Annotated in this window: 16 protein-coding genes; 6 read left to right on the forward strand and 10 right to left on the reverse strand. The window is 64.7% G+C overall.

Annotated elements, in window-relative coordinates:
- Positions 1 to 193: 193 nt before the first annotated feature.
- From JG743_RS12635 to JG743_RS12675, 9 genes are all read right to left on the reverse strand, one after another.
- Positions 194 to 1,075 (reverse strand): AAA family ATPase, encoded by an 882-nt coding sequence (locus JG743_RS12635; RefSeq protein WP_202300548.1) that lies wholly within the window; start codon positions 1,073 to 1,075, stop codon positions 194 to 196.
- A 7-nt stretch (positions 1,076 to 1,082) separates the two neighbouring features.
- Positions 1,083 to 2,087, reverse strand: coding sequence for a xanthine dehydrogenase family protein molybdopterin-binding subunit (locus JG743_RS34575; protein ID WP_202300550.1), 1,005 nt, complete (start codon positions 2,085 to 2,087; stop codon positions 1,083 to 1,085).
- Between the two features lies 1 nt (position 2,088).
- On the reverse strand, positions 2,089 to 3,456 hold the full coding sequence (locus JG743_RS34580; protein WP_202300552.1) for a xanthine dehydrogenase family protein molybdopterin-binding subunit: 1,368 nt from the start codon (positions 3,454 to 3,456) through the stop codon (positions 2,089 to 2,091).
- A gap of 8 nt (positions 3,457 to 3,464) precedes the next feature.
- Positions 3,465 to 3,947 carry a (2Fe-2S)-binding protein gene (locus tag JG743_RS12650; protein WP_202300554.1) on the reverse strand — a complete coding sequence of 161 codons (483 nt, stop codon included), beginning with the start codon at positions 3,945 to 3,947 and terminating at the stop codon, positions 3,465 to 3,467.
- Positions 3,948 to 4,008: 61 nt separating this feature from the next.
- On the reverse strand, positions 4,009 to 4,803 hold the full coding sequence (locus JG743_RS12655) for an FAD binding domain-containing protein (protein WP_202300556.1): 795 nt from the start codon (positions 4,801 to 4,803) through the stop codon (positions 4,009 to 4,011).
- A 13-nt stretch (positions 4,804 to 4,816) separates the two neighbouring features.
- Positions 4,817 to 5,260, reverse strand: coding sequence for an SRPBCC family protein (locus JG743_RS12660; RefSeq protein ID WP_202300558.1), 444 nt, complete (start codon positions 5,258 to 5,260; stop codon positions 4,817 to 4,819).
- Between the two features lie 123 nt (positions 5,261 to 5,383).
- On the reverse strand, positions 5,384 to 6,211 hold the full coding sequence (locus JG743_RS12665) for an AraC family transcriptional regulator (RefSeq protein ID WP_202300560.1): 828 nt from the start codon (positions 6,209 to 6,211) through the stop codon (positions 5,384 to 5,386).
- Positions 6,212 to 6,380: 169 nt separating this feature from the next.
- Entirely contained in the window at positions 6,381 to 7,379 is a 999-nt protein-coding gene (locus tag JG743_RS12670) for an ABC transporter permease (protein ID WP_202300562.1), read from the reverse strand.
- A 55-nt stretch (positions 7,380 to 7,434) separates the two neighbouring features.
- A complete protein-coding gene (locus JG743_RS12675) occupies positions 7,435 to 8,178 on the reverse strand; it encodes an ATP-binding cassette domain-containing protein (protein WP_202300564.1) in 744 nt (247 codons plus the stop codon).
- Positions 8,179 to 8,626: 448 nt separating this feature from the next.
- On the opposite strand from JG743_RS12675, the gene JG743_RS12680 reads away from it, so the two are divergent.
- Together JG743_RS12680 and JG743_RS12685 are read left to right on the forward strand one after the other, a co-directional pair.
- Entirely contained in the window at positions 8,627 to 9,616 is a 990-nt protein-coding gene (locus JG743_RS12680; protein WP_202300566.1) for a sugar-binding protein, read from the forward strand.
- Between the two features lie 182 nt (positions 9,617 to 9,798).
- Positions 9,799 to 10,575: a FadR/GntR family transcriptional regulator gene (locus JG743_RS12685; RefSeq protein WP_202300568.1), complete on the forward strand. Its 777-nt coding sequence runs from the start codon at positions 9,799 to 9,801 to the stop codon at positions 10,573 to 10,575.
- Positions 10,576 to 10,592: 17 nt separating this feature from the next.
- Here the strand turns inward: JG743_RS12685 and JG743_RS12690 are convergent, their stop codons facing one another.
- Positions 10,593 to 11,624: an NAD(P)-dependent oxidoreductase gene (locus JG743_RS12690; protein ID WP_274608534.1), complete on the reverse strand. Its 1,032-nt coding sequence runs from the start codon at positions 11,622 to 11,624 to the stop codon at positions 10,593 to 10,595.
- Positions 11,625 to 11,650: 26 nt separating this feature from the next.
- Between JG743_RS12690 and JG743_RS12695 the strand changes: the two genes are divergently transcribed.
- The 4 genes from JG743_RS12695 to JG743_RS12710 all read left to right on the forward strand — a co-directional run bounded on the left by JG743_RS12695 (position 11,651) and on the right by JG743_RS12710 (position 16,132).
- On the forward strand, positions 11,651 to 12,547 hold the full coding sequence (locus JG743_RS12695) for an NAD-dependent epimerase/dehydratase family protein (protein WP_202300572.1): 897 nt from the start codon (positions 11,651 to 11,653) through the stop codon (positions 12,545 to 12,547).
- A 102-nt stretch (positions 12,548 to 12,649) separates the two neighbouring features.
- Entirely contained in the window at positions 12,650 to 13,426 is a 777-nt protein-coding gene (locus JG743_RS12700) for a FadR/GntR family transcriptional regulator (protein ID WP_202300574.1), read from the forward strand.
- 356 nt (positions 13,427 to 13,782) lie between these two features.
- Positions 13,783 to 14,955, forward strand: a complete 1,173-nt coding sequence (locus JG743_RS12705; RefSeq protein WP_202302604.1) for an MFS transporter — start codon at positions 13,783 to 13,785, stop codon at positions 14,953 to 14,955.
- A gap of 148 nt (positions 14,956 to 15,103) precedes the next feature.
- Positions 15,104 to 16,132 (forward strand): LacI family DNA-binding transcriptional regulator, encoded by a 1,029-nt coding sequence (locus JG743_RS12710; protein ID WP_202300576.1) that lies wholly within the window; start codon positions 15,104 to 15,106, stop codon positions 16,130 to 16,132.
- The last annotated feature ends 179 nt before the right edge of the window (positions 16,133 to 16,311 follow it).

Consider the following 16,311-nt stretch of genomic DNA (forward strand, 5'->3'; position numbering starts at 1 on the left):
GACATCTCCCCCACGAGGGGGGAGATTGGCAGCTTTGGCGCGCTGCTCAATTCTGCAATGCCGAGGATTGCCGAAAGCCGACGCGACATCTGATCTCCCCCCAAGTGGGGGAGATGTCCGGCAGGACAGAGGGGGGCGCTGTCCCGCCAGCACTGCGGAATGAACGGGGAGAAGGGGTCGTTGAGGTCGCGCATCACACCAAAGCCTCCTCGACGATCGCCCCCAGCTCCGGCGCGATCGAGGACAGGTCCTCCTCATCCTTGATCAGCACGCCGATGGCGCGACGGAAGGCTTCCGGCCATGGGCTGCCGCCTTTTTCGAGGATGGTCGCGGCATTCGCCCATTCGACGGCTTCGGCGATACCCGGCGGCTTCGCCAGCGGCCGGGCGCGGATCGACTGCACGGCATTCGCCACTGCGCGCGCGGTGGCTTCGGCAACACCGCCCGCCCGCAGCATGATGATCTCGGCTTCGCGCGCGGCATCGGGATAGCCGATCCAGTGATAGACGCAGCGCCGGCGCAGCGCCTCGGCCAGTTCGCGGGTGCGGTTGGAAGTCAGGATGACGATCGGCTGCGTCGCCGCGCGAATGGTGCCGCGCTCGGGGATGCTGATCTGGAAGTCGGAGAGGAATTCCAGCAGCAGCGCCTCGAACTCGTGGTCCGAGCGATCGATCTCGTCGACCAAGAGCACGCGCTGTTCCGGCGCGCGCAGCACCTGCAGCAGCGGCCGCGCGATCAGGAAGCGGTCGTCATAGATGTCGATCTCGTGTTCGCCGGCATGGCGGATGGCAAGCAGCTGGCGCTGGTAGTTCCACTCGTAGAGCGCATGCGCGGCGTCGATGCCTTCATAGCATTGCAGGCGCACCAGCTCGCGGCCGAGCAGTTCGGCCACCGCCTTCGCGGCTTCCGTCTTGCCGACACCCGGCGCACCTTCGAGCAGCAGCGGCTTGCCCAGCCGGATCGCCAGGAAGATCGCGGTCGCAAGGCTGTCGTCCGCCAGATAGCGCGAGGCGGCAAGGCGCGCCGCCACCGCCTCCGGCGAAGCCGCGATCTCGATGGCGTCGGCGCGGGTCATCTTCGGTTCAGCCTGTGGCCTGCGCCTTCAGCGCGCGCAGGATGCGCTCAGGCGTGATCGGCAGCGTGTCGATACGCACCCCGACGGCGTCGAAGACTGCGTTGGCGACGGCCGGGATCTGCGGGTTGGCGCACATCTCGCCCGGTCCCTTGGCACCGAACGGCCCGTCGGCGGATGGGCGCTCCAGCACGATGATCTCGGTCTCGGCAAGATTGCCCGGCCCCGGCATCAGATACTGGTTGAAGTCGGTGCCGCCATGGTCGCGGTTGGGATAGTAGGGCTCGGTCGTCTCGTAGAGCGCGTGGCTGATGCCCATCCAGGAGCCGCCAACCAGCTGCTGTTCGACCATCTTGGGGTTCAGCGCGCGGCCGATCTCGAAGACGTTCTTGACCGTCAGCACCGTCACCTCGCCGGTTTCGTCGTCGACCTCGACCTCGGCGACCGTGCAGGCATGGGCATAGCATGTGGAGGGCTTCATCGCGCCGGTCTCTTTCTCCGGATAGGAGCGCGGGATCAGGAACATACCGCGGCCGGAGATCGAGCGGCCGCGCTTGAAATGCGCCGACAGTGCGACGTCGAAGATCGAGATCGATTTCTGCGGCGCGCCCTTGACCAATATGTTGCCCTGGCCGTCGGTCTCAAGGTCGGAGGCGTCCACTTCCAGCTCCTCCGCCGCCACCTCCAGCATCACCTGGCGGGCTTCCTTCGCGGCCTGGATGACGGCGTTGCCGGCGCGGTGGGTGCCACGCGAGGCGAAGGTGCCCATGCAGTGCGGGCCGGTGTCGGTGTCGGCGGTGTCGATGACGATACGGTCGGTCGGCACGCCGATGGTCTCGGCGCAGATCTGCGCCATGATCTGCTTCATGCCTTGACCGAGATCGACGCTGGACAGCGTGACCATGAAATTGCCGGTCGGCGTCGAATGCACCAGCGCCTGGGTGGGGTCGCCGCCAAGGTTCATGCCCGTCGGATAGTTGATCGCGGCGACGCCGCGCCCACGCCGGATCGCCATTTCAGGCTCCCTTCCGGTAGGAGGACAGCGCCATGTACTTCTCCGCCACCGGCCAGTTGGCGGCGCGCGAGGCTTCCTGCATGCATTCGATCAGCGCCGCACCTTCGGTCGGCTGGCGATGCGCCTTCATGTCGCCGTCGCGATAGGCGTTGATGAAGCGGAATTCGAGCGGGTCCATGCCGATCAGCCGCGCCAGCTTGTCCATCTGCACTTCCAGCGCGAAGTCGCCGATGGTGACGCCGAAGCCGCGCATGGCGGAGGAAGGGGTGCGGTTGGTGTAGACGCAATAGGTGTCGATCCAGACGTTGGGGATCGTGTAGGGGCCGGGATAGTGCGCTGCGCCCTTTTGCGCGCCATAGGGCGAATGGCGCGAATAGGCGCCGGCATCGGTGTAGCCGGTGACCTTGCGGGCGACGATGCGGCCGTCGTTCATCACGCCGTCCTTGATGACAACCTTCTCGGCCGCGCGGGGTGACGAAATCTGCATCTCCTCCTCGCGGCTGTAGATGAAGGAAACCGGGCGGCCGGTCAGCTTGGCCGCCAGGATGGCGATCGGCTCGACGATGACGTCGACCTTGCCGCCGAAGCCGCCGCCGACGGTGCCGCCGACAAAATGCAGCTTGCTGCCCGGCATCTGCAGGATGATCGAAGCGTTGTCGAGGGTGAAGAACATCGCCTGCGTGTTGGTGTAGCAGGTGAAGCGGTCATTGCCTTCGGGTGCCACCACGCAGCCGGTGGTCTCGGTCGGTGCGTGCTCGATCGGCGAGGACTGGTAGCTCTGCTCAAGGATGTGGTCGGCCTCGGCAAAGCCCGCCTCGACATCTCCGAACCGCACTTTGCGGCACTCGCCGCTGTCGTAGAGGTAGTAGTTCTGGCCATGATATTCGTTGACGATCGGCGCGCCGGGCTTCAGCGCTTCCTCCATGTCGAAGACGGCCGGCAGCAACTCGTAGTCGACCTTGACCTTGGCGGCGGCCTCCTGCGCCGCGCGCTCGGTCTCGGCCAGCACCGCCACCACGGCCTCGCCCTTCCAGCGCACCTTGCCGTCGGCAAGCACCGTTTCGTCCTCGGGGCCGATCTGGATCAGGATCAGGATGGTGTAGACGTTGTGCGGAACGTCCCTGGCGGTGAGGATCTTCACCACGCCGGGATGCTTCTCCGCATCCGAGGTGTCGATCGAGCGGATGCGGGCGTGGTGGTGCGGGCTGCGCACCATCTTCAGATGCAGCATGCCGGGAAAGTTGCGGTCGGCGAAATAGGCGGTCTTGCCGGTGACATGGCCGGGGGAGTCGAGGCGCGGCCTGGGCTGGCCGATCTCGTTGAGACCGTCCTTGCGGACGTCGGCGAAATAGCTCTTGCGCAATTCCATGGCTTTCCTCAGGCGGCGTTCTGCGAGTTGGCGCGCGCGGCAGTGAGTACGGCCTGGATGATCGGCTCGTAGCCGGTGCAGCGGCAGATGTTGCCGGACAGCGCCTCGACGACCTCGTCGCGGCTCGGATTGGGCGTACGGTCGAGCAGCACCTTGGCGGCCATGATCATGCCCGGCGTGCAGAAGCCGCATTGCGTGGCGAAGGCATCGAGAAAGGCGCGCTGCAGCGGATGCAGCACCCCGCCCGCGGCGAGGCCCGATATCGTCCGGATATCGGCGCCATCGCAGGTTTCGGCCAAGGTCAGGCAGGAAAGCCTGAGCTCGCCGTCGATGATGACAGAGCAGGCGCCGCAGGTGCCTTGATGGCAGCCGCCTTTTGGCGAGGTGTCGCCGATCTTGTCCCTCAGCGCATGGAGCAGCGTCGCCCCGCTTTCGATGAATTCGGCCTTTTCGGAGCCGTTGAGCGTGAACCGGACCGGGACCTTTGCCATGTCTTTCCTCCCAGCGCGCCTGCCCGAAAGATCGGACAGACGCGCGCCCCCCGACGTATGACTATGCGAGCAGCAGCCGGCCGAGATGGACCGGCAGCACTTCAGCGCGATACCAGGCGCTGGCGACCGGATCGGTGATCGGCGCTATGCCCTGGTTTGCCGCGGCCAGCGCCGGCGCGATCTCCTCGGGCGTGAGCCGGCAGCCAAGCAACGCCTTTTCCGTGGCCCGGGCGCGCATCGGCCGGTCAGCCATGCAGCCAAAGGCGATCCGGGCGGACGTGATTGTGCCGTCTTCCGTCCGCTGCAAGAGTGCGGCGATGCTGAGCACCGAGACGCCCTTGGGCTTGACCCGCGAAACTTTGAGGAAGCGGAAGCTCTGCGGGCGGGGCAGAGCGAAGGTGACGGACGTGACGATGGAACGGCTGGTGTCGCGTCCGGCCAGGAAGGTCTCGATCGGCGCTTCACCGTCCTCGGTGATCACCGTCGCGTCCAGCGCCAGCAGCGCCACGGCAAAGTCGCCGTAGGGCGCCGGCGCGAACAGATTGCCGCCGACGCTCGCCATGTTGCGGATCGCCGGGCCGCCGACGGCGCGGGCGGCGGGCGCAAGCCAGGCGAGCTCCGGATGGCGGGCGATCGCAGCCATGGTGATGGAAGCACCGAGCCGCGCCCTGTCGCCGGCAACGGCGATCGTAGACAGCGCCGGTTCGGTGGCGCGGACGAGGCTGGAGACCGAGACATCGCCTTCATTGGCGGCGCGTACGACCAGCGTGCCGCCGCCGAGATAGCGGGTGCCAGCGGCCTGCAGCGCAGCGTTCGCGTCCTTGACGGTGGAGAATGTCTGGAGGGCAAGCGCCATGACAGGCTCCTGGCTAGTTTTGGCCAGCGAAATGGCTCTTCAGGGCGTTGAAGCCGCCCTGGAAGACGTTGGCGCCCATGCCTTCGGCGAGCTTGTCGGCTTCCTCCGGGGCGGCGTCGAAGCTGGCGCTCCATTCGGCATAGGTGCGATTGCCGTCGGTGACGCGCCGCAATTGCAGCGTCGCCTTGTGATTGGTGATCGGCTGCGGTGTTTCGAGGATGGAGTAGCTGACGAGAAAATTCTCATCGGAGAAATCGAGCAGCTTTTCACGCACGCGGGCACCGCTGACGAGCTGGAAATTGCGCACGCAGCCAATCGTGCTCGCGTCCTTGCCGTCCTCGATATGGCTTTCGACCATGCGCGGGTGCCAGGCCGGCAGGCCGTTGAAGTCGCTTATGCGCGCCCAGACCTGTTCAACCGGAGCGTCGATGACGCTGGAGATGGTGACCTTCGCCATTACCCGTTCCCTTGCGAATGCGTATGGAAGGAAGGGTAGGGCGCACCGGCCGGCGGCGCTTATCAATGCGTCTTGGGCGCCTATCAATCAGTCTGAAAATAGATCCGAAGCGGCCAAGGCCGCTCAAGCCATGGCCCGAGCCGCTTCGCGGTAGAGCGTCGGCGGCACGCCGACGTGGTCGCGGAAGAAGCGGGAGAAATTGCCCTGGGTGGTGAAGCCGAGATTGCAGGCGACCGAGATCAGCGGCTCTTCAGACCACTGCAACTGACGCACGGCTTCCTCCATGCGCAGCGTGTTCCAGTAGACGTTCGGCGTCAGATTGGTCTGTTCCTTGAACAGGGCGAAGAAATGCGGCCTGGACAGGCCGACGCTGCGGGCCACGTCGTCGAACGAGATGCGTTCGCAGACATTGGCCTTCATCAGCTGGATCGCCTTGCGGACGCGGAAATCCTGCATGGTGTTGACGCGGCCGCGCGCCACATGCAGCGCCGAGGCGTCGGCGGCGTCGAGCACGCTGTCGATGAAGCGCTCGATCTCGTAGTTGGCGACGTCGTCGATGCTCTCATTGTCGCTGAGATGGTCGAGCAGGTTTGCCGCGGCCTGGTGCAGCCAGGGCTCCAGCGTGATTGCCGCCTGCGCAAACAGCGGCGCCGACGAAGGCAGGTCGCGGCGCCGGCGAGCCCAGTCGGGATCGATGTAGAAGGCGAGGAACAGGCCCGGCCTGCCATCATGCGCCAGGGCATGGCTGTGCGGTTGGAACGAGTTTATGCCGGCGGCGGTGTCGGGTCCGAGCCGCACCGTCTCGCGGCCGATGGTCATCTCACCAGCTGTACCCTCCAGCCAGATGATGAGATGCGCTTCGACATGGGCATGGGTGACGAAGTCGTTGGCGACATTCAGGACAGAAACATGTCCGAACCGGCCCCAGTAGAGCCTGATCGCTTCCGTCATGGGTATATCCTCCAGCAGGCGACTGGCCTCCCTTCGCCTGCCCGAGGATTGTGCGGCGGGCGTCGGGCGGCCGTCAAGGCGCATGCGCCGGGCCTTGCAGTCGCCTTGCACGGCCCTGGCGGATTTTCAGACTGAGCGATAGGAGCCCAATGGTGTAACGCCCCGGGTCCTAGTCGCTGCGCCTGAAATTGCGGATGCGATCGAACAGGACCGCGAGCAGGATGGCGCCACCGATGAAGGTGCCTTGCCAGAAAGCATTGATGCCGAGCAGGCCAAGGCTGTTGCGAATGACCTCGATCAGCGCCGCACCAACGATCGCGCCGAAGGCAGTGCCGACGCCGCCGGCGAGGTTGGCGCCACCGATGACGGTGGCGGCGATCACCTGAAGCTCCATGCCGGTGCCGATATTGGTGGTGACTGCGCCCAGCCAGCCGGTCTCGATGATGCCGGCAATGCCGGCAGCCAGCGCCGAGATCATATAGACCGCGACCTTGATCTGGCGGACCGGGACGCCGGTCAGTGTCGCGGCATGCTCATTGCCGCCGATGGCGAAGATGTGCCGGCCGAACTTCGTCCAGCGCAGGGTGAATCCGGTGATCAACGCCAAAAGGATCATGTAGAGAACCGGGTTGGCGATGCCGAACACCCAGGCGCCGCCGCCCAGCGCGAGCAACTTGTCGTGGTCCGGGCCGAACTGGAAGACGACGGTGTTGTTGGAGGCGACCATGGCTAGGCTGCGCGCTATGGACAGCATGCCGAGCGTCACCACGAAGGGTGGAAAGCCGAGATATGCGATCAGAATGCCGTTGAAAGCGCCGATGATGAGCGCTGTCAGGATCGTGGCGAAGATGCCGATTTCGATGCTGTAGCCGGCATGCATGGTGACCGCCAACACCATCGAACACAGACAAAGCACCGAGCCTACCGACAGGTCGATGCCGCCGGTGATGATGACAAAGGTCATGCCGAGCGCGACGATGGCGACGAACGTGATGTTGCGGGTGATGTTGTAGAGGTTCTTCTGCGTTGCAAAGGCATCGGTGGCGAAAGACAGGAACAGGCAGGCGAGGATAACGGCGATCACCACCCAGAAAGTCTGGCTGGCAAGCACCCGCGACATGAAGGTGTGCTGCTTCTGCGCGATCGTCTGGTCAAGGGTGACTGCCATTATCGACCTTTCCTGCCGGGCCGCGCCAGCGTGATGAATTCCAGGTTTGCCATGCTCATGCGACCTGCTCGATGGCGCCGGTGATCAGCCCGGTGACCTCTTCGGGTGAACTCGACGCGATTGTCTTGTCGGCCACTTTCCGGCCGCGCCGCATGACGATGACGCGGTCAGCGACGTCGAAGACGTCGGGCATGCGGTGGCTGATCAGCACCACCGCGATGCCCTGGTCGCGCAGATGGCGGATCAGGTTCAGCACCTCGGCGACCTGCCTGACCGAGATCGCTGCCGTCGGTTCGTCCATGAGCACGATCTTGGCCTGCGACAGCATGGTGCGGGCGATCGCCACCGCCTGCCGCTGGCCGCCCGACATCTGCTTGACGAGGTCGCGCGGGCGGGTCTCGGACTTCAACTCGGCGAAGATCTGGCCGGCGCGCTTGTACATCGCGGCATAGTCGAGGATGCGGAACGGCCCGACACCGCGCCGCAATTCGCGGCCAAGATAGACATTGGCGGCGGCGGTCAGATTGTTGCACAGCGCCAGGTCCTGGTGGACGATCTCGATGCCGTGCTGGCGGGCCTCCACCGGCTTGTGCAGGACAAGATCCTTGCCGTCCATGTGCATGCTGCCGTGGCTCGGGCGGAAATTGCCGGCGATCATCTTGACCAGCGTCGACTTGCCGGCGCCGTTGTCGCCCATCAGGCCGACAACCTGGCCAGGCTCGATCGACAACGACACGTCGTTGACCGCCTGGATTGCGCCGAAATGCTTCGAGATGTTGGTGAGTTCGAGAACCGCCACCAGCCTTCATGCCTCCCTGTTTTTGGCCAGCGGCTCTGCCGCGGCCTCGCTCTCCCAGCTCCTCCCGGGAGCGGCGATTTCGCGCATTTACGCAAATGCTCATGCAGGCGTCAATCAATTGTCGGACGAATTGAAGACATGTTTTTCCAAAAATCCGTTTTGTAGGACAAATAGCAATTGACGTTGGCCGCAAGCCGATATTAGCTAAGCATCGGAGGAAGATTAGGCCGGTCCCTCAATCTTGGGTTGCGGGTGGAATCGGCGGAGGTTCATCGGTCGAGGCCCTGATGGCGGCAAAGGTCCGCCGAAGGTCCGGGACTGTATCTGGAAATGCTTATCGGCCTGGCCTGGCGGCACGAGCGCTCGTGAAACGATCCTCTGTCATCGCGCACCGGGTTGATCTGCGTGGCGGGCACGTCGTGCCCGTCTGTTTCAAGGGAGGACTGATATGAGGAAATCACTTTTGCTCGCCGCTGCCGCCGTTATGGCGTTGGGCGCCGGGCCGGCTTTGGCCAAGAAACAGCTCGTCATTGTGGTGAAGGGACTCGACAATCCGTTCTTCGAAGCCATCCATCAGGGCTGCGAGAAATGGAACAAGGAAAACGCCAGCTCGGAATATGAATGCTTCTACACCGGCCCTGCATCGACCTCGGACGAGGCCGGCGAGGCTCAGATCGTGCAGGACATGCTGAGCAAGCCCGACACGGTGGCGATGGCGATTTCGCCTTCGAACGCGCCGCTGATCGCGCAGACGATCAAGACCGCCAATCCCTCGATCCCGATCATGACGGTCGATGCCGACCTTGCCAAGGAAGATGCGGCCCTTCGCAAGACCTATCTCGGCACCGACAATTATCTGATGGGCAAGAAGATCGGCGAATACATCAAGAAGGCCAAGCCGAATGGCGGCAAGATCTGCACCATCGAGGGCAATCCGGCGGCCGACAACATCCTGCGCCGCGCGCAAGGCATGCGTGACGCGCTGTCGGGCAAGGACGGCCTCGCGGCCCTCGCCGGCGAAGGTGGCTGGACGGAAGTCGCCGGCTGCCCGGTGTTCACCAATGACGATGGCGCCAAGGGCGTGCAGGCGATGACCGACATCCTCGCCGCCAATCCCGACCTCGACGCCTTCGGCATCATGGGTGGCTGGCCGCTTTTCGGCGCGCCGCAGCCCTATCGCGACCTGTTCAAGCCGATGGCCGACAAGATCGCCAGCAACGCCTTCGTCGTCGGCGCCGCCGACACGATCGGCGACGAAGTGGCGATCGCCAGGGATGGTCTGGTGACCGCGCTGGTCGGCCAGCGGCCGTTCGAAATGGGCTACAAGGCGCCGTCGGTGATGATCGACCTGATCGAAGGCAAGAAGGTCGACGATCCGGTCTTCACGGGTCTCGATGAATGCACCAAGGACACGGTCGACACCTGCATCCAGAAGTAGGCCTCGATCTCGGGGCGCCCTTCGAAGGGCGCCCCGTCACTTCCCTCAGGGACAAGGACAGGCAGCGTTGTCGGGGCGACAGGCTCCGGATTTGGCGCGCCCATAAGTCGGCGAAAATATCCGCGGGCGCGGACAATTCCGGACAGTTTCCACGCGACAGACTGCCCGATGCCGGAACACCGATGCCGGACGACAAATCAAGAAAACGCTTTGCCGGGACGACGGCCGCCCATCCACTTGTCGCTGTTCGCCGGCCGGAGATGGCCTGGAACCCGGGCTCGAGCGTGCATGCCTCGCTCGCCAGCGAAATAGGTCTTCGGATCGTGCGCGGCGACTATCCGCCAGGCACCATCCTGCCCAACGAAGCAAAGTGGTCGGAGACGTTCAACGTCAGCCGCTCGGCGGTGCGCGAGGCGATCAAGATGCTGATGGCCAAGAGCCTTCTGGCATCACGGCCGAAGATCGGCAGCTGGGTGGAGCCGAAGGAGCGGTGGAACCTGCTCGACCGCGACGTGCTTGCCTGGTACGCGACCGCGCCGGACCGAGAGCTGTTCCTGAAGACGGTGCAGGAGTTCCGCCACATCATCGAACCGGAAGCCAGCGCCTTCGCTGCCATGCGCAGGAGCGAGGAGCAGATGGCCGAGATCAGCCAGGCCTGCCGCGAGATGGGGGCTGCGTTGAGCCTGCAGGAGCGCACGCGCGCCGACACGCGCTTCCACCTCGCCATACTGAGGGCATCGGGCAACGAGCTGCTGGTGCCGCTCGGCGTGCTGATCGAATCGGCGCTCGACCATCTGTTCGTCTTCGTCACGCGCGAGCACGGCGACCAGAGGCGGGCGCAGTCGCTGCATGAAGCCATAGAGAAGAACATCCGCCTCAGGCGCCCGGCTGCCGCCAGAAGCGCCGTGCACCGGCTGCTGGCCAACACCGACGAGGTGATCGAGCGGTCGCGCCGCTGACGCGAGGCCTCCCGGCTTCAGATCTTCTGCTTCACGCCATCCTTCGACGGCATCAGGTCGACGCCGTTGACCTTGCCGATATGGGTCGCCAGCATCGGCACGAACTGCTCGGCCGGCCCTGTGGCGAAGGCGCCGGCGAAGGCGTTCTTGGTGGCGTTGCCGAGCGGGTTGGCGATGCCGGCGGCGCCCGCCATGGATTCCAGATAGGTGAGGTCCTTGAAAGCATTGGCGACGGTGAATTTGTGCGCGTCGCGGTCGCCTTCCAGCGTCCAGCGCATGAAGGTCTGGTAGAAGGGGCAGTCCATGCGTCCGTTGCGGATGACGCTGTCGAAACGCGGCGGCGAGATGCCGACCTTCTCAGCCAGCGCCAGCGCCTCGGAATAGATCGCGGCGTAGCCCAACGAGATGAAATTGTTGAGCAATTTCATGCGGTGGCCGTCGCCGGTGTCGCCGATATGGACGATGCGGCCGGCCCAGGTCTCGATCACCGGCTTCACCCGGGCAAACACCGCGTCAGGGGCGCCGACCATGGCGTCAAGCGTGCCTTCCCAGGCTTCCTTGGGCGTGCGGCTGAGCGGCGCGTCGACATAGTCGATACCGATCTCCTTGAGTTCGGCGGCGAGCGCCACCGTCGAGACCGGATCGGAGGTCGAGCAATCGACGACCACCGCGCCCTTCTTCAGGCCCTCCTTCAGCCCACCGGGGCCGCGAATGATGGCTTCGACCTCGCGCGAGCCGGTGACGCAGATGAAGACAATGTCGGATGCCGCGGCCACTTCGCGCGAGGTGGCCGCCTCCGTAGCGCCGCGGCCAGCCAGGTCCTCCGCCGGCTTGCGGTTCTTGCGGCCGAGGAAGGTCAGCGCATAGCCCTTGTCGACGATGTTCTTGGCGATGCCGTGTCCCATCAGGCCCAAACCGATGAAGCCGATCTTCTCGCGCGCGGCGGTCGTGTTCATGTGCGTCTCATCCTGTCCGAAAATTATCGATAATTGCGCTGCCGTTCTTGCCGCATGCGCTTGCGGAATGCAATATTGTCCGACAATACACATAATCCCCAAGTGATGTGGAGAGCGAAATGACGAAGCGGATCATGTTCACCGGCGGCAGCGGCAAGGCGGGGCGTCATGTCGTGCAATATCTGGTCGAGCATGGCTGCCAGGTGCTCAACATCGACACCAAGCCGCTCGACAATCCCAAGGTGCGCACTTTGATCACCGACATCACCGACAGCGGCCAGGTGTTCAACGCGCTGTCGAGCTATATGGGCCTGCACGAGTTCGATCCGTCGCTGCGCCCGCAGCCCGTCGATGCGGTTGTGCATTTCGCCGCCATCCCGCGCATCATGATCACGCCCGACAACGAGGTGTTCCGCATCAATGCGATGGGCACCTACAACGTCATCGAGGCAGCGGTGAAGCTCGGCATCCGCAAGGTGGTGGTCGCCTCCAGCGAGACGACCTACGGCCTGGTCTTCGCCAACGAGCCGCGCGATCCGAAATATTTTCCGCTCGACGAGGAGTATGACGTCGACCCGATGGACAGCTATGCGCTGTCCAAGATCGTCAACGAGAAGACGGCGCGCGCCTTCGCGCAGCGCAACGGCACCGACATCTACGCGCTGCGCATCGGCAACGTCATCGAGCCGCATGAATATTCGCTGTTCCCGAAGTGGTTCGCCGATCCCGGCTTCCGCAAGCGGATCGCCTGGAGCTATGTCGATGCCCGCGACCTTGGCCAGATCACCTTGCGCGCCGTCGAGAAGGACGGGCTGGGCTACCAGGTGTTCAACGCCGCCAATGACGACACCTCGTCCGACCTGCCGACGGCGGAACTGCTGAAGCGGTTCTACCCGAACGTCCCGGTCAAGGCGGAGCTCGGCGAATACGAGACGCTGCTTTCCAACCGCAAGGCGCGCGACCTGCTCGGCTTCCGCCCGGAGCACAGCTGGCGCAAATACGTCAAAACGGCCTGACGGAGCGCCAAGCGGTGGCTGATCTGTGCACAGTCGCCGGCTTTGCGGTCGGGCGGCCTTACCGTGCTTGACAGCTTTCGAAATACGGACTTTCTGGGGCAGATGCGGAACGGGAAGCCGAGCAAGGAAAAATCACCGGAGAAGGCGGCGTCCGCCGAGCGCCACGCAGGTGTTCGTCGGGCTGATACGCAGCGCATTCCGGGATCGAGCGTGCATGCCTCGTTGGCCAGCGAGATCGGTCTTCGGATCGTGCGCGGCGACTATCCGCCGGGCACCATCCTGCCCAACGAGGCAAAATGGTCGGAGACTTTCGACGTCAGCCGCTCGGCGGTGCGCGAGGCGATCAAGATGCTGATGGCGAAGAGCCTGCTCGCATCACGCCCGAAAATCGGCAGTTGGGTGGAGCCCAAGGAGCGCTGGAACCTGCTCGACCGCGACGTGCTTGCCTGGTACGCAACCTCGCCGGACCGGGAGGTGTTCCTGAAAACTGTCCAGGAATTCCGCCACATCATCGAGCCGGAAGCCACCGCCTTCGCCGCCATGCGGCGCACGGACGAGCAGATGGCCGAGATCAGCCAGGCCTGCCGGGAGATGGGGGAGGCGCCGACGCTGCAGGAGCGGACGCGCGCCGACACGCGCTTCCACCTAGCCATTCTCAGGGCCTCGGGCAACGACTTGCTGGTGCCGCTCGGCGTGCTGATCGAATCCGCGTTCGACCACCTGTTCAGCTACACGACGCGGGAAGTCGACGACCTGCAGCATGCCCAGAAGCTGCATGAGGCGATCGAGAAGAACATCCGCCTGCAACGGCCTGACGCGGCGCGCGCCGCGGTGCGCAAGCTGCTCGCCAACACCGACGAGGTCATAAGGTCGCGGTAGGTCGCGATCGACCTAGTCCTGTCTCGGACGGCCGAAATCGGCAAGCAGCTCGCCCTTGGCTTTCTCCAGCACTCTTGTGCGTTATTCAGCGCGTCGCTGTGCCCGGTTACCTCGGCCGTCTTGCGGTCATGGCACCACTCCTTTCATGGCGGAAACTCCGCGTGGGACTGCCGGTTCCCACGGTGTCGCGGATTTCTGGAGCGACGGATTTGCCCGTCGTGGCGCTGCTCGTTGCCCGCCAATGGGCCGAATAGTGGCCCGAACCGCTCGACTTGGAACCGCGGACAGGAAACGCCTTGACGACATTGTCTCGCAGTGTGGCCAACAGCCCGGGCATCGACAGCGGTTACGCCTGGATGCGGCTCACCGTCTCGGTGCTTCTGGCGACGATCGGCGGTGTCGGCATGTGGGCCGTGGTCGTGGTGCTGCCGGCGGTGCAGGCGGAGTTCGGCATCGACCGGGCCGCGGCCTCGATGCCCTATACCGCGACCATGGTCGGCTTCGCCGCCGGCAATGTGCTGGTTGGCCGCGCCATCGACCGCATGGGCTACTGGATCCCGGCGCTTGTCTCCGCTGCGGCGCTCGGCGCCGGTTTCCTGCTCGCCTCGCTCACCAGTTCGATCCTCACCTTCACCCTGGTCCAGGGGCTTCTGATCGGCGTGGGGACGTCGGCGATCTTCGGTCCGCTGATCGCCGACATTTCGCACTGGTTCAACCGGCGCCGCGGCGTCGCGGTGACGGTGGCGGCATCGGGCAATTACCTCGCCGGGGCGGTCTGGCCTTTCGTCATGCCGATGATCATGAGGGCAGAAGGCTGGCGTTTCACCTATGCGGCGATCGGTATCGTCTGCCTGCTCACCATGGTGCCGTTGGTGCTGATGCTGAGGCGCGGCGCTCCCCATGAAGCTGTGGCTGGCACCGCCGGCAGCCGGCCGGTGCGGCCGATCTCGCTGTCGCCGTCGGCCCTGCAGGTTTTGCTGGTCGTCGCGGGCTTCGGCTGCTGCATGGCGATGTCGATGCCGCAGGTGCACATCGTCGCCTATTGCATGGACCTCGGCTATGGCATGGCGCACGGCGCCGACATGCTGTCGATCATGCTGGCGGCGGGCGTTGCCAGCCGCATCGCGTCGGGTTTCCTGGCCGATCGCATCGGCGCGGTGAAGACGCTGCTGATCGGCTCTGTGCTGCAATGCCTGTCGCTGTTGTTCTACATCCCCTTCGACGGGCTTGCCTCACTCTACATCGTGTCGCTGGTCTTCGGCCTGTCGCAGGGTGGCATCGTGCCCTGCTACGCGATCATCATCCGTGACTACATGCCGGCAAGGGAGGCCGGCCAGCGCGTCGGCATCGTCATGATGGCGACCATCTTCGGCATGGCGGTCGGCGGCTGGATGTCGGGCTGGATCTATGACCTTACCGGCTCCTATGCCGCGGCCTTCCTCAACGGCATCGCCTGGAACCTGGTCAATCTGTCAGCCATTCTCGTTCTGATATGGAAGGCCCGGCGCAGCGCCCTGGCGATGGCCTGACGGCTGGCCGCACGGTGCCGGTCGCTTGACAAGGGCGACAGGCTGCGCGACGCCAGATTGCGCGGCGAGGGACTGGCATGGCGATACCGGCAAAAATCATCGTTTCGCGGCCCGGCCCGGCTGATGGCGCGGCACCGGGAGCGTGGCGGTGATCAAGCCGCGCTCGCGCCGCGGCGGCGGCCGCCCGACCATTGCCGATGTGGCGCGCAAGGCCGGCGTCGGCGCCATCACCGTATCGCGGGCACTGCGCGAGCCGGAGCGCGTTTCGGAGGATTTGCGCCGCCAGATCCAGGCCGCCGTCGACGAACTCGGCTATGTCCCCGACCCGAATGCGAGAGCACTCGCCTCGGCCCGCGCCGAGGTGTTCGGCGTTCTGGTGCCGTCGCTCACCAACAACGTCTTCGCCGAAGTGGTGCGCGGCATATACGACAGCCTGTCGGACGGCCCGTTCCGCGTCCAGCTCGGCAACACCCATTATTCCGGCCTCGAGGAGGAGCGCCTGCTGCAGGTGTTCGCACCGCAGCGTCCGGCGGCGCTGATCGTAGCCGGGATCGACCAGACGCCGACCTCGCGAAAACTGCTGGAGAGCGCGGGCTGCCCGGTGGTGCAGGTGATGGAGACCGGGCCCGACCCGGTCGACATGCTGGTCGGCTTCTCGCATTTCGACGGCGGCAGGATAGCGACCGAGCACCTGATCGAGGCAGGCTACCGGCGGATCGGCTTCATCGGCGCCCGTATGGATCCGCGCTCACAGCGGCGCCTGGCCGGCTATCGCGCGGCAATGGAGAAGGCCGGCCTGTTCGACCCGCGGCTGATCACCACCACGCCGCTATTATCCAGTGTGACGCTCGGCCGCGAGCTGCTCCGCGATGCGCTGGCCAAGATGCCGGCGCTCGACGGCGTCTTCTGCAACAATGATGACATCGCGCTCGGCGTTCTGTTCCAGTGCCATAGCGCGGCACTCGACGTGCCGAAGACCATCGGCATTGTCGGTTTCAACGACCTCGAGATGATGCAGGCAGCGTTTCCACCGCTCACCAGCGTCCGCACCCCTCGCTATGAAATCGGCCGCCAGGCGGTCGCCATGGCGCTGGCGGCGATCGCAGGGCGGAGGCCGGAGCAGCGGGTCGTCGATCTCGGTTTCGAGCTGATGCGCCGCGAGAGCACCGCACGTTGAAACACGCAGAAGCGACTGTGCAAATGCCGGTTTACACTGCTCCATGGTAGCGCTACCAACAGTTTCGCCGGGGAATTCAAAGCAAGATGAGGGACTGTTTATTATATATAAGTGACAGCTCATGCTTGTTTATTATATATAATATGCTAGCTTTGTTTTCCCCTTGAAGGGGACGGAGG

It is taken from the genome of Mesorhizobium sp. 131-2-1, from assembly GCF_016756535.1.
Lineage (GTDB): Bacteria > Pseudomonadota > Alphaproteobacteria > Rhizobiales > Rhizobiaceae > Mesorhizobium.